This window comes from Fictibacillus sp. KU28468 (assembly GCF_026153615.1).
Taxonomy (GTDB): Bacteria; Bacillota; Bacilli; order Bacillales; family Fictibacillaceae; genus Fictibacillus_C; species Fictibacillus_C marinisediminis.
Window position 1 is genome coordinate 167,369 of record NZ_CP110666.1, and the last position, 12,174, is coordinate 179,542.

14 protein-coding genes and 1 pseudogene are annotated in these 12,174 nt (G+C 44.8%); 8 read left to right on the plus strand and 7 right to left on the minus strand.

Annotation, left to right across the window (positions count from 1 at the left end; all coding sequences use genetic code 11):
- Positions 1–168: 168 nt before the first annotated feature.
- Together msrB and fni are read left to right on the plus strand one after the other, a co-directional pair.
- Positions 169–1,077: a peptide-methionine (R)-S-oxide reductase MsrB gene (gene msrB, locus OKX00_RS00895; RefSeq protein ID WP_265410439.1), complete on the plus strand. Its 909-nt coding sequence runs from the start codon at positions 169–171 to the stop codon at positions 1,075–1,077.
- Positions 1,078–1,201: 124 nt separating this feature from the next.
- Complete coding sequence (gene fni / locus OKX00_RS00900; protein WP_265409052.1) at positions 1,202–2,245, plus strand: type 2 isopentenyl-diphosphate Delta-isomerase; 1,044 nt, start codon at positions 1,202–1,204, stop codon at positions 2,243–2,245.
- Here fni and OKX00_RS00905 read toward each other — a convergent pair.
- The 4 genes from OKX00_RS00905 to OKX00_RS00920 all read right to left on the minus strand — a co-directional run bounded on the left by OKX00_RS00905 (position 2,235) and on the right by OKX00_RS00920 (position 4,789).
- A complete protein-coding gene (locus tag OKX00_RS00905) occupies positions 2,235–2,837 on the minus strand; it encodes a DUF3298 and DUF4163 domain-containing protein (RefSeq protein WP_265409053.1) in 603 nt (200 codons plus the stop codon). The genes fni and OKX00_RS00905 overlap by 11 nt on opposite strands.
- A gap of 18 nt (positions 2,838–2,855) precedes the next feature.
- Complete coding sequence (locus tag OKX00_RS00910; RefSeq protein ID WP_062238168.1) at positions 2,856–3,305, minus strand: staygreen family protein; 450 nt, start codon at positions 3,303–3,305, stop codon at positions 2,856–2,858.
- A gap of 197 nt (positions 3,306–3,502) precedes the next feature.
- The gene (locus OKX00_RS00915; RefSeq protein ID WP_265409054.1) at positions 3,503–3,718 is read right to left on the minus strand and encodes a hypothetical protein; all 216 of its coding nucleotides are present in this window, start codon (positions 3,716–3,718) and stop codon (positions 3,503–3,505) included.
- Between the two features lie 63 nt (positions 3,719–3,781).
- Positions 3,782–4,789 carry an NADP-dependent oxidoreductase gene (locus OKX00_RS00920; protein ID WP_265409055.1) on the minus strand — a complete coding sequence of 336 codons (1,008 nt, stop codon included), beginning with the start codon at positions 4,787–4,789 and terminating at the stop codon, positions 3,782–3,784.
- 202 nt (positions 4,790–4,991) lie between these two features.
- Between OKX00_RS00920 and OKX00_RS00925 the strand changes: the two genes are divergently transcribed.
- The 5 genes from OKX00_RS00925 to OKX00_RS00945 all read left to right on the plus strand — a co-directional run bounded on the left by OKX00_RS00925 (position 4,992) and on the right by OKX00_RS00945 (position 8,522).
- Positions 4,992–5,831: a GNAT family N-acetyltransferase gene (locus tag OKX00_RS00925; protein ID WP_265409056.1), complete on the plus strand. Its 840-nt coding sequence runs from the start codon at positions 4,992–4,994 to the stop codon at positions 5,829–5,831.
- Between the two features lie 14 nt (positions 5,832–5,845).
- Complete coding sequence (locus OKX00_RS00930) at positions 5,846–6,289, plus strand: GNAT family N-acetyltransferase (RefSeq protein ID WP_265409057.1); 444 nt, start codon at positions 5,846–5,848, stop codon at positions 6,287–6,289.
- A gap of 92 nt (positions 6,290–6,381) precedes the next feature.
- Positions 6,382–7,344 (plus strand): YbgA family protein, encoded by a 963-nt coding sequence (locus tag OKX00_RS00935; protein ID WP_265409058.1) that lies wholly within the window; start codon positions 6,382–6,384, stop codon positions 7,342–7,344.
- A 78-nt stretch (positions 7,345–7,422) separates the two neighbouring features.
- Complete coding sequence (locus tag OKX00_RS00940; protein ID WP_265409059.1) at positions 7,423–7,917, plus strand: Crp/Fnr family transcriptional regulator; 495 nt, start codon at positions 7,423–7,425, stop codon at positions 7,915–7,917.
- A gap of 101 nt (positions 7,918–8,018) precedes the next feature.
- Positions 8,019–8,522, plus strand: coding sequence for a hypothetical protein (locus OKX00_RS00945; RefSeq protein WP_265409060.1), 504 nt, complete (start codon positions 8,019–8,021; stop codon positions 8,520–8,522).
- A gap of 31 nt (positions 8,523–8,553) precedes the next feature.
- On the opposite strand, the pseudogene OKX00_RS00950 reads toward OKX00_RS00945, so the two are convergent.
- The 3 genes and pseudogenes from OKX00_RS00950 to OKX00_RS00960 all read right to left on the minus strand — a co-directional run bounded on the left by OKX00_RS00950 (position 8,554) and on the right by OKX00_RS00960 (position 11,813).
- A pseudogene (locus tag OKX00_RS00950) lies at positions 8,554–9,064 on the minus strand (queuosine precursor transporter).
- Positions 9,065–9,299: 235 nt separating this feature from the next.
- On the minus strand, positions 9,300–10,433 hold the full coding sequence (gene ald / locus OKX00_RS00955; RefSeq protein ID WP_265409061.1) for an alanine dehydrogenase: 1,134 nt from the start codon (positions 10,431–10,433) through the stop codon (positions 9,300–9,302).
- A gap of 138 nt (positions 10,434–10,571) precedes the next feature.
- Positions 10,572–11,813: a PucR family transcriptional regulator gene (locus OKX00_RS00960; protein WP_265409062.1), complete on the minus strand. Its 1,242-nt coding sequence runs from the start codon at positions 11,811–11,813 to the stop codon at positions 10,572–10,574.
- 182 nt (positions 11,814–11,995) lie between these two features.
- Here OKX00_RS00960 and OKX00_RS00965 point away from each other — a divergent pair, with 182 nt between their 5' ends.
- The gene (locus OKX00_RS00965; RefSeq protein ID WP_265409063.1) at positions 11,996–12,157 is read left to right on the plus strand and encodes a hypothetical protein; all 162 of its coding nucleotides are present in this window, start codon (positions 11,996–11,998) and stop codon (positions 12,155–12,157) included.
- The last annotated feature ends 17 nt before the right edge of the window (positions 12,158–12,174 follow it).

Sequence of the window (12,174 nt, forward strand, 5' to 3'; positions counted from 1 at the left end):
ACACTTCAGCACTTCCAACTAGGCATTATTTTTTTATTAAGTGCCATACTTGTTTTATGATAGGAACAATAGAACAATAAGACTTTCAAAAGAATGGGAGTGAGGTCTTTGAATACTCAGTATAACAATCAGCAGCTTGCGACTTTTGCGGGTGGATGTTTCTGGTGCATGGTTTCTCCGTTTGAGGAAATGCCGGGCATCATCAGTATCGTGTCAGGCTATACAGGCGGGCACACGGAAAATCCGACATACCAGGAAGTCTGTTCCGATACAACGGGCCACTATGAAGCGGTACAAATTACGTTTGATCCCGAATTGTTTCCGTATAAAAAGCTGCTGCAGCTCTTCTGGCAGCAGATCGATCCGACCGATCCTGGCGGACAATTTTATGACCGGGGCGATTCGTACCGCACGGCGATTTTCTATCATAATGAAGAGCAAAAGGAATTGGCAGAGGCCTCTAAGCAAGAACTTGCTGAAAGCGGCCGCTTCCAGAAACCGATCGTGACTGAAATTTTGCCAGCCTCTGTTTTTTACCCTGCCGAAGAGTACCATCAGGGTTATCATAAGAAAAATCCGGCTCATTATAAGCGCTATCGTACGGGTTCTGGGCGTGAAGACTTTATTAAAAGCCATTGGCAGTCCAAGCCGGACAAAAATGAACTGAAGAAAAAATTAACACCGATTCAGTACGAAGTCACTCAAAATGACGCAACAGAGCCTCCTTTCCAAAATCCGTATTGGGATCATAAAGAAGAAGGCATCTATGTTGATATTGTTTCTGGAGAACCGCTGTTCAGTTCTCTTGATAAATTTGACTCCAGCTGCGGCTGGCCAAGCTTTACGAAGCCTATGCGCCAAACGGATGTAAAGGAGAAGAAGGATTTCAGCCACTTCATGATTCGTACTGAAGTAAGGAGCAAAGAAGCAAATTCTCATCTTGGCCATGTGTTTAACGATGGTCCGAGGGAAGCAGGGGGACTGCGCTACTGCATCAATTCTGCGGCATTGAGGTTTATCCCGAGAGAGGACCTTGAAAAAGAAGGCTATGGCGAGTACCGCTCGATTTTCGAATAAAATTCATATTTTTTAAAAGCAGGCAGTGTGCAACTGTCTGCTTTTATTCGTTTACGCCGTTAAACAGGATGTGATTTGGGGAAGTCTAGAAAGATACAGAAGTTCCGGAAAGGAGAAGATCGATGTGGATGAGCAAAATTCCTATACAGAAAAACGAAAAAACGAGCATATCGAAATTGCACTAAACCAAGATGTGACTGGGAAAAAGATGACAACAGGATTTGAAAACTACAGGTTCAAGCACAACGCGCTCCCTGAAATCAACTTCAGCGAAATCGATTTGTCTTCTTCTTTTCTCGGAAAAACGATGAGAACCCCTTTCATGATCAGTTCAATGACAGGCGGCACAGAAAAAGCTTATCAAATCAATAAGGCTCTCGCTTTGGCTGCGGAAAAACAAGGATGGGCGGTTGGATTAGGATCCATGCGGGCGGCCATCGAGAACGGGCAGACAGCCTACACGTTTCAAATCAGGAATTATGCTCCTTCTGTACCAGTCATCGCTAACCTGGGGGCGGTGCAGTTGAATTATGGATATGGGCTCCGTGAGTGCATGAAAGCTGTTGAGGTTGCCGAAGCAGATGGGCTTGTCCTGCATCTTAACGGCATGCAGGAAATTTTCCAGCCGGAAGGAGACGTCAACTTCTCTAATCTACTGAAAAAAATTGAAGAGGCGGCGAAAAACCTGCCTGCTCCGGTCGGTGTGAAAGAAGTGGGAATGGGTATCGATAGGGAGACTGCCCAAAAATTGATCGACGCAGGAGTGCAGTTTATTGATGTAGCAGGAGCGGGCGGAACCTCTTGGATTCAAGTAGAAAAATACCGATCTAAAGACCAAATGCGAGAACAAGCGGCAGAAGCTTTCTTGGAGTGGGGAAATTCGACTGCGGAGGTTCTTAATGAAGTGAAAGGATGTTCGGCAGAGGTTCCTGTCATTGCAAGCGGCGGGCTGAATAACGGTGTGGACGCTGCAAAGGCACTGGCACTTGGTGCAAACCTTGCCGGCTATGGCCGTACCCTTTTGCCGGCTGCTATTGAAAATGAACATGCCATCATTTCAAAGCTTGATCAAATTGAATTTGAACTGCGGACGGCCATGTTTGGGATTGGGGCTGTTTCTGTTGCCGAACTAAAATCAACAAAACGGCTGAAAAAGCTTAAGAGCTGATTTTCACTTCTGGTTTGAGTATAGAAGCAATTTTATTATAAGGAATCGTAAATTCAGGAATTCCGACATAGTAAGGCGTGTATTCATAGCTTTGGTAATAGATGACGAGGCCTGATTTTGTTAAAAAAAAGCCATCCGTGTCTTTTACGCTCTGATAGGGCTGAATGAGCGGGAATTGAAATTCTTTGAACTGCTTTTTGATGAGGGTGGTGAGCCTTGTTTTATAATAGCTTCCTTCCTTAAAAAGATCACGCAGCTCATAAATGGTGCCGGTTTTTACATTCATCGTAATCGATCCCTGGAGTGTAAGGCCGTGGGCAGCATTTTTCCAATAGGCGTAATTTGTGAACACGATGCTCAGCCAGTCTCCCTGATTGAGTTTTACTTCAAATAAGCCTGTCATTTCTTCTAAATCCTTGCGCTTGATTCCGTTTTCATCCATCAGGCTGAATACCTTATCCTTTATCGCCTTGTTCAGGTTAATCTGCGTCTCGGTACTGGGCAGCCCAATGATTTCGGGATATTGAACCGTCGCTTTGTTATTTTGATATTGCTGGATCAGCAGATTGGTATAGGAGCGGGCTTTATACAAAAGGAACTCACCTCTTACTTATTGGTATTTAGAGATCGGCCCATAAGACTTTACCTGGCGATACTCAGGATAGACTGATTCAAATTGAATATAGACAGGAGCATCCTTATATTCAGGGTGTGCCTGGAAAAAGAAGCGGTCTCCATAGAAAAAAGCTTCCAGTACCCGCGGCAATTCGCTCATGAAAATCTCATTTCTTGTTTTAGCCTGGCTTTTACTTGTGTTTTCGTCCGCAATCAATACATAGCCGTACAGAATTTTTTCACGGTTAAATGTTTTCCATTCGGCAAAAACTTCATCTCTCATCTCGTTGGTCGTATCATAAGCAAATTCAGGCCCTGCCACGAGGAACAGCTGTGCCGTGGTATCAGAGTGAGTAAGTGTATACCGCCTTGGATATTTTGGATCCGCAGGATTTGCATTGGGGCGATACTGGACATACAGCTTCTTGGGATCAAGCATCTTCATGAAAGTTCCTCAATTCCTTTTTGTTCAATGTATACAATCTCAGGGCTAAAGGTGAATAGAAAAGCTGAAGCGGCTGTTTAGAGAAGAAAAACGGTGGAGCTCCAGAATAGCAACACAGATTTTTGTGTTGTATTGAAGGAGTGAAGCGTCCGAGTCTCTAGGCGCTGAAGCTGGATCAAGAAAAGCTGAAGCGGCTTCTAGCTCGGCATAATAAAAAGGGGCTGTCCTGAAAGTCGAAAATTGACCTTCAGGCAGCTCCTTTGACGTGAAAAATCTTCAATGAAAAGTTGATTGGAGTGCAAGGTGCGAGACTCCTGCGGGACTAGCGTGACAGGTGAGACTCCCGCAGGCGCTTGCGCCAAGAGGCTCACCGCACGCCCCGCGGAAAGCGAGCAGCCTGGAGCAGAGATCAACAGCTACCAGACTTCTTGGACAGCCCCGTTTATTTAATAAAAATTAACGGCTTAGCTCGGATACTATACTTTAACGAGCTGCTTGCCGAGGTTTTCTCCTTTAAACAATCCTAAGAACGCATCTATCGTGTTGTCAAAGCCTTCTACGATATTCTCTTCGTATTTCAGCTTTCCTTCTCGGAGCCATTGTCCAAGCTGTTTCGCTCCTTCTTCAAAGTGAGAAGCATAGTTGCTGACAATGAATCCTTTCATCAAGGCGCTGTTGATGAGCAGCTGTCCTTGAATACGGGGGCCATGATCGGCTTTTTCAAGGTTATACAGGGAAATTTGGCCGCAAAGCGGAATGCGGGCATTCTGGTTGAGCAGGCTCAATGCCGCGTCCGAAATTTCTCCTCCCACATTATCAAAATATACATCGACACCGTCCGGGCAAGCTTCTTTAAGAGCTTTTCGGATATTGCCTGCTTCACGGTAGTTTACCACGGCATCAAAACCAAGTTCATTTTTGAGATAGCTGATCTTTTCTTCAGAACCTGCAATTCCTACTACACGGGCACCTTTAATTTTAGCGATTTGGCCGACGGCACTTCCTACTGCACCGGCTGCACCTGATACGACAACAGTTTCCCCTTGCTGAGGATTGCCGATATCCAGTAATCCGAAGTAGGCAGTGAGGCCAGGCATTCCTAGAATACCAAGGTTAGTAGTGATTGGAGCTAGATCAGGATCAATCTTTCTGACTTGTGCATCCTCCGCGACTGAATAGAGTGCCCAGTCAAGATTTCCGATAACAAGGTCTCCTTCTTCCAATTCGCTGGAACGGGATTGAACAACCTCCGCCACAACTCCTCCGCTGATCGCCTTGTTCAATTCAAAAGGAGGAACATAGGATTTTGTATCATTCATTCTGCCTCGCATGTAAGGATCCACGGAAAGATAGAGCGTTTTAAGCAATACTTGTCCATTCTTCGGTTCAGGGATCGCAATGTCTTCAAATTTGAAGTTGTCCATCGTCGGCATCCCTTTCGGACGGCTCGTTAATAAGATGTGCTGATTTTTTTCTGCTGCCATTTTTTCACCAAACCTCTCATATTAATTTTCATGCCTGTTAGTCATGATAAAGGGATTTTCATAGGATGCCAATGAATATGCATTTTAGGTTTTCTTTAATAAATCAGAAACGGGTGATCGTTGTACAAAAGCAGGTTTACCCTTCGTGTTCATAGAAACTTAATAAAGGAGATTGGCAAAATGAATTTATGGCGGTGAGAATATGGAGCTGGAGCAATTCAGTGAGATCAAAGACTTTTATAAAAGCGCTGAATCATTTTTGATGAAGCATGAAGCAGCAGCGGAATTGATAACGTCCAGCTGTCTTGCTCATATGGAGGTTAAGGCATCAAGCAGCAATCCCCCTTTTTTATGCTGTATAAGAGAAGGCGGTGATATCCTGCTTACTGCCTTTATGAACCCTCCTCGTCCTTTGCTTATTTTCGGCAAAGAAGAAGCACTTCCCCTCTTGATCAAGAAGCTAGCCATGCAAGACTGGGGAATATCGAAGCTTACGGCACCTGCAAAACTTGCGCGTGCTTTTGCAGAAATGTGGCTGAGAGAAACGGGGAACAGCCACCGAATTTCCATGAGAATGATGCTGTACCGGCTTGAGCGGTTAACAGCCTTCACACCTACTCTGGGAAGAATGCGGCAGGCCAGCCTGAAAGACAGCGAGCTCGCAGGAAAATGGCTGTATGAAATGGGAAGTGAGACCCGATCGCTGTTGACAGAGCAGGAGGCGATGCAAACAGCCCGCCAAAAGATTCAGGAAAAGAGAGTCTATATTTGGGACTCTGATCAGCCTGTCAGTATGGCGGCAATTACGAGGCCTACAAAGAACGGGATGACGGTCAATATGGTGTACACCCCTCCAGAGCATCGGAGAAAAGGCTTTGCCAAATCATGCGTTGCAGGTCTTAGCAGGGAACTCCTTCAATCCGGCAGGAAGTTCTGTACGATTTATACCGATGAGGCCAACCCTTCTTCCAGCAAAATTTACAGTGATATCGGCTATGAAGAGATCGGCAGGTATACGGAGCTCGCTTTTAATCAGAAATGAAAAGGGGAATGAAAATGTCAGTACGTATTCGAACCGCACAGCAAGAAGATACTGCACAGCTGCGGTCGCTCATGCTTGAATATATTGTAGATTTCTACAATAGCCCTCATCCGGAAGATGAAAAGCTGAATGCGCTGATCAGTGTGCTTTTAAAAAGAGAGAGAGGCATTCAGTTTGTCGCAGAACATGGCAGAGAGCTTAAAGGCTTTGCGACGCTTTATTTTACATACAGCACGACCCGGGCGGCAGAAATCACGGTTATGAACGATCTGTATGTGGCCGAGGACAGCAGGGGAACAGCTGTAGCTGAAGGATTGTTCAATGCCTGCAAAGAGTATTCAGTAAAGAACGGCTATGCATCCATGCTGTGGGAAACGGCAGATGACAACAAAAGAGCACAGCGTTTTTATGAAAAAATGGGCGGGAAACAAGGCAACTTCCTAACCTATTCGATCTAACCGTGCTGAAGGAACCTCATTCTACTTTTAGAATGAGGTTTTTTTGATTGGGAAACAATGCTCTTATGAGATTTGTAAAAAGGAGAATTGCAATGGGAGTGTTCGCAAAGCCAAAGCTTGTTGTCAGCCAGTGTTTAGAATTTGATCATTGCCGTTATAACGGTGACGTAATCCATCATCCAACCATCCGCAAACTAATGAGGCATGTTGACTTTCTGCCGGTATGTCCCGAAGTTGAAATCGGACTCGGAACACCGAGAGAGACGATCAGAATCGTTCTTCAAAATGGGGAACAGCGCCTCATGCAGCCTAAAACGGACAAAGACGTTACTGCCGATATGGAAAAGTTTTCAGATGCTTACCTCCAGTCTCTTCAGCATATCGATGGTTTTATTTTAAAAAGCCGTTCGCCTTCCTGTGGATTGAAAGAAGTAAAGCTGTATACCTCAACAGAGAAAGGTCCGGCCATCGGCTCAAGCAGCGGCCTTTTTGGCGGCAAAGTGCTTGAGCTGTATCCCCATTTAGCCGTAGAAGACGAGGGGCGCCTCAATAACTTCCTGATCAGGGAACGTTTTTTCACAAAAATATTCTTGCTGGCTGCCTACAGGGAACTGAAAAAAGAAGAGTCTCTACAAAGGCTGACGGACTTTCATGAAGTAAACAAGTATTTGTTTCTTGCCTACAGCCGCCCGACACAAAAGGTTCTGACGCGCATTTTGAAAAATAAAGAACAGCCAGAGGAATTGTTTTCATTGTATGAAAAGGGGCTGCGCCGCCTTTTTTTGAGGACGGCACGCTATGATTCCAGCATAAATGCTGCAAAGGAAATGGCAAAAGCATTTGAACGTTTCTTAAACGACAAAGAAAAATCATACTTTCTGGAGCTTACAGATAAAGTAGCGGAGAAAAAAGAGCCGTTTTCGAGCGTGATGGCACTGCTTAAATCATGGGCATACCGTTTTGAAGACGAAGAAATACTCCGCCAAAGCTGGTTTGAGCCCTATCCCGGTGACCTGCTTGAAATATCCGATTCCGGAAAAGGAAGAGATTATTAAACTTATAGGATCTCCTTTTTCCGCCTTTGTCGGCATGTTATAGTTGAATGAGACATATGCAAAGAGGTGGAACACGTCGTGTTTTTACATAAAGGGGAAATATTGTTTCGTCAGGGAGAAAGAGGTCCGCTCTTTGAACTGAAAAGCGGGCTCATTAAAGTGGTCCGTGTACATGAAGATGGAACCGCTTCACTGCTGAATTTGATCGTGCCTGGAGAAGTAATCCCGCACCACTCGCTAATCAGCGAAAAAGATTATCATGGGACGGCTATGGCTCTTCTTCCGGCCGAAGTAGAAGTGATTCCTGAAAAAGAGTGGTACAGGGAGCTCTCGGAGAACCCGGAAAAGTACCGGGAAGTGGCATTGCTGCTGCAAACAAAGCTTCGAATGATGCAGCAGCGCATCGACCAGCTGACCGCTGTCGCCACAAAAGAACGGGTGGATTTGCTGCAAAACTGGTTTCAGCAATATTTTCCGGATATGTCGGTAAAAGATGTGCTGACACAGGAGGAGATCGGCCAGTTTGTCGGCCTGCGCCGTGAAACGGTCAATCGTGTGCTGCGCCATCTATAGGACTATCACTTATGAAAAAAATTACATAATGTTTTTCCTATATTTTCTTGTAAGCTGCTCACACTAATGATGTATCACCAATCAAAGGAGGAATGAACATCATGAAACGTGTGATGATTTTAGCCACAGTACTCTGTTTAAGCATCGGGCTTTTCACAGGACTGGTACATGCAAACGCAGAAGGAAACAGTGGAAAACAGCCAAAACACCACATGCATAGAGACCATATGTGGAAAGAGCTTGCCCCTTACAAAGACAAGCTTCACGAGAAAAACCGATTGAAAATCCAGTATTACGAACTTAAGCAGGAAGCGCTGTTAAAAAAGGATACGATCCTCAGACTGCATACGGGGAATGAAAAGCCCGGTGCCTGGCACCAAAATCAGAACCATCAGGCAATGAAAAAGATCTGTCACGAGATGAAGGCTCTCCGCGATAAGGCCAAGACGGAAAAGAAAAATCTTAAGGCAGCAATCAAAGCGAAAGACAAAGCAAAAATTGAAACCCATTTTGATCAAATGCTGCTCATTCAGAAGCAGGTCAATCAAAAGCTTGCCGAAAGAAATGCAGTGTTGGATTCTATGATTAAAGAAATGAGAAAATAAGCAGCAGCCACTAAAAAGCGAAGCCTGATGATCAGGCTTCGCTTTTAGATTCTTCCTTGAATTTAAAGCTTTTTGCAAGATAAATAACAGGTGTGGATGCAGCAGAAATGATAAATTTTAGCAGGTAGGTCGTAATGAAAATCTCAAACCATACGTTCCATTCATAGACCCCTGTCGGAACAGTGCTTCCATCGGCTTTTGGGCAATATCGCTTTGAGCGGGTTCAAACAACAAGACCATCTGCATGATTACAGTCGTCATGATGAGCGTGAAAAAGCCAAACCAAACGGCTTTCTTCGCTTCTTCCTGACCGTACTTTTCATTTAATAAGTCGTAGAAAGGAATCTTGTGGAATACATAGTATTACCAAGTGTCATCACTAGACCGAACATCTCAATCGTTTTTACCACTTGGATGTTCACCAGGATGGTAGCTGCTCCAACCCATACATATAAACCATTACGGCCGAACAGACGGTAACAGATTAAGAATAATATAAAGTTCACGGCAGCAAATAAAATACCGTAATAAACGTTAAACACGCCAATAACCTCCTAGTTTTGTTACAGCGGGAGTTCTCGAACCGCGGTGTATTTATTTTTTCGTAAAGTAAAATTATAGGAGAAAGTGGAAAAGAAAGCATGTACATTGGTGCTCGTTCGACAAATTATTTACCGGGAAATAAAGAAAAGCGGAAGTATCTCTCCATTGAGTAGACATAAAAAAAGCACCCTCCCCTCTTAAAGAAGAGAGGAAAGTGCTAATAGCTTTTATAAATTAGATGGCTTGAAAAGCTTTTTCAAGTGCAGATTCTGCAGGAACATACTCAAGCCCGAGATCTTTAGCAACTGCTTCGTAAGTGATATGCCCGCCGGCTGCGTTAAGGCCCAATTTTAATGCAGGGTTGGACAATACGGCTTCTGTTACACCTTTGTTTGCAATTTGAAGAGCGAAAGGAACGGTTGCGTTCGTCAATGCGATAGTAGATGTACGTGGAACCGCACCAGGCATGTTAGCAACTGCATAGTGAACAACGCCGTGTTTTTCGTAAGTTGGGTTGTCATGTGTTGTAATGTGGTCAACCGTTTCGAAAATACCGCCTTGGTCGATCGCTACGTCTACGATAACAGATCCAGGAGTCATGGATTTAACCATATCTTCTGTAACTAGCTTTGGTGCTTTAGCACCAGGAATAAGAACAGCACCGATTACAAGGTCAGATTCTGCTACTGCGTCCGCGATGTTCATTGGGCTGGACATCAGCGTTTGTACGCTTTTTCCGAAGATGTCTTCCAATTGGCGAAGACGGTCTGGGCTTAAGTCGATGATGGTCACGTCAGCACCAAGTCCTGCTGCTACTTTTGCAGCGTTTGTTCCAACAACACCGCCGCCGATTACGGTTACTTTTCCGCGCTTAACTCCTGGTACACCACCTAGAAGGATACCTTTTCCGCCTTTTGGTTTTTCAAGGAATTGAGCACCGATTTGTGCAGACATGCGTCCTGCTACTTCACTCATTGGAGTCAACAATGGAAGCGTACGGTTTTGCTCAACAGTTTCATAAGCGATCGCTGTTACACCTTTCTCTGTAAGAACTGCCGTCAACTCTGGCTCAGCTGCAAGGTGAAGGTATGTGAAAAGAATCAATCCAGGACGGAAGTAATTATATTCAGAAGCAAGAGGTTCTTTAACCTTCATGATCATGTCTGCTTTAGCCCAAACGTCCGCAGCGCTGTCGAACATGTTTGCGCCGGCTGAAGCGTATTCTTCGTTAGGGAATCCGCTTCCTTCTCCCGCGTTTGTTTCTACTAATACTTCATGTCCAGCTTTTATTAAAGTAACTACACCCGCCGGCGTTAAAGCAACACGGTTCTCGTTGTTTTTAATCTCTGTAGGTACACCAATAATCATTGTAAAAACCTCCTGGCGCCATAAATGATGGCGTTTTCATTATTACTGTGCCTACAGTATAATCCTTTCCTCTTTAAATTTCTTTGTGAGGAAAAGAGAAAAAAAAGAAGACCGTTTGTGAAATTTCACAAATGCTCTTCAATAAAAAAGCTGCTGAATCTTCAAATCCAAATAAAGCATCGTTTTCTGGTTCGTATTCCTATAGTCGATCTGCCCGATTTCGGCAATTCGTTTCAGCCGATAGGTCAGTGTGTTGAGATGAATATGGAGCAGACTGGCTGTAAGATGTGTATTGGAACCGGCAGACAGGTACGTATCCAACGTGTTGTACAGATCGGTCTTATGGAGCCGGTCGTATTCCAGCAATTTATCAAGCGCTGGATTTCTGTAGCGGCTCGCGGACTGCTTCTGGTGAATGACATCAAGGAACTGATAAACACCTAAATTTTCATAGCCAAAAAGATCGGATGCTCCTTCTTTAAAGCGGTTTTTTATTTTAAGGACCTGCAGTGCTTCCATGTAGCTTTTTTCTGTAAGATGGTACGAGCTGTAGACCCCGCCAAACCCCGCTGTAATGCCATCTACTCCAAAACGCTCCTTCATTTGCTGAGTAAAAGAAAGAATAAACTCTTGTAGAATTTCACTAAGCGGTTCTTTAAGTGCAGAGGTGACGAGCAAAATCATTTGATTTTCATCTACTGCTGTCAGTTGAGCTTTAACGCTCTGATTGACAGAAGTGATGTAGCTTACATTTTTCTCGAACCCCGCATCAATCTCCTCAGGGAACTGAAAGATCAGTACGGAGACAGAAGAACTGGGCAAGATTCCAAGGTCCCGCAGGCTATCCTGAATGGCTTCCTCATTACTGCTGTGGCCGGTCAGCAGCTTCCAGAAAAATTCCTGAAGGCTTTCCTGCTTTCTTCTCGAACCAGTGTAGAGCTGAAGCAGCTGGTTCTTGGCCGCCTGTGCGGCCTTCTTCAAAAGCTCCAAATCCTCATCAGATAGATGTCGGTCCACTTCAAGAACCCAGATGTAGCCGAGGATCTCTTCATTTTTTCGAATGGAAACGGCGACACGGTCACCCAGGCCGACTTTGGAGATGGAGGATACACGAAGAGGTTCATCACTGGCCTGAAGTCCTGGGATAACCCCATCTTTCCAAAGGCTGTTAATGACTTTCTCAGGCACACGGCGGCCGATAATGGTTGCAATGCGTGCAGGATCCGTGCTGTTTTCATGGGTGCTGTAGGCCAGAAGCCGATGATTGGCGTCTTCGATCGTTACAGGGCAATGAAGGACTTCGCTGATCGTATCTGCAAGGTTTTCAAGGCTGCCGAATGTGCCTTTAAACGGATTATCTGAATAAGGATTAGAATTCATACGATACGCTCCTGTTAGTTGACTGTTATCTCTATAATAAAACACATTTTGGCCTAAACCCTAGTCTTTTCATTCAAGCTTTTCTAAAAGATTGTTGCCTTGGGAACATTTTTGTAAAAGAGCCTCATTGACAAGTTGATTGGAGTGCAAGGTGCGAGACTCCAGCGGGATGCGCGTGACAGGTGAAACCCGCAGGCGCAAGCGCCGAGGGGTTCAGCGCACGCCCCGCGGAAAGCGAGCATCCTGAAACGGAAATCAACCACTCTCAGGGAGCAACAAAGGTTACAAAACAGCCTTCCATTCAAAAAAGGAAAAGAAGCGGCTGTGTAGAATACAGCAGGTGAAAGAGAGGAGAAGATCA

Excerpts from the sequence above, each read along its gene's own strand:
- msrB (WP_265410439.1), top strand. The coding sequence starts at position 169 with ATGGTTTCTCCGTTTGAGGAAATGCCGGGCATCATCAGTATCGTGTCA.
- OKX00_RS00910 (WP_062238168.1), bottom strand. The coding sequence starts at position 3,305 with ATGAAGATGCTTGATCCCAAGAAGCTGTATGTCCAGTATCGCCCCAAT.
- OKX00_RS00920 (WP_265409055.1), bottom strand. The coding sequence starts at position 4,789 with ATGGCAGCAGAAAAAAATCAGCACATCTTATTAACGAGCCGTCCGAAA.
- OKX00_RS00925 (WP_265409056.1), top strand. The coding sequence starts at position 4,992 with ATGGAGCTGGAGCAATTCAGTGAGATCAAAGACTTTTATAAAAGCGCT.
- OKX00_RS00930 (WP_265409057.1), top strand. The coding sequence starts at position 5,846 with ATGTCAGTACGTATTCGAACCGCACAGCAAGAAGATACTGCACAGCTG.
- OKX00_RS00935 (WP_265409058.1), top strand. The coding sequence starts at position 6,382 with ATGGGAGTGTTCGCAAAGCCAAAGCTTGTTGTCAGCCAGTGTTTAGAA.
- OKX00_RS00945 (WP_265409060.1), top strand. The coding sequence starts at position 8,019 with ATGAAACGTGTGATGATTTTAGCCACAGTACTCTGTTTAAGCATCGGG.
- ald (WP_265409061.1), bottom strand. The coding sequence starts at position 10,433 with ATGATTATTGGTGTACCTACAGAGATTAAAAACAACGAGAACCGTGTT.
- OKX00_RS00960 (WP_265409062.1), bottom strand. The coding sequence starts at position 11,813 with ATGAATTCTAATCCTTATTCAGATAATCCGTTTAAAGGCACATTCGGC.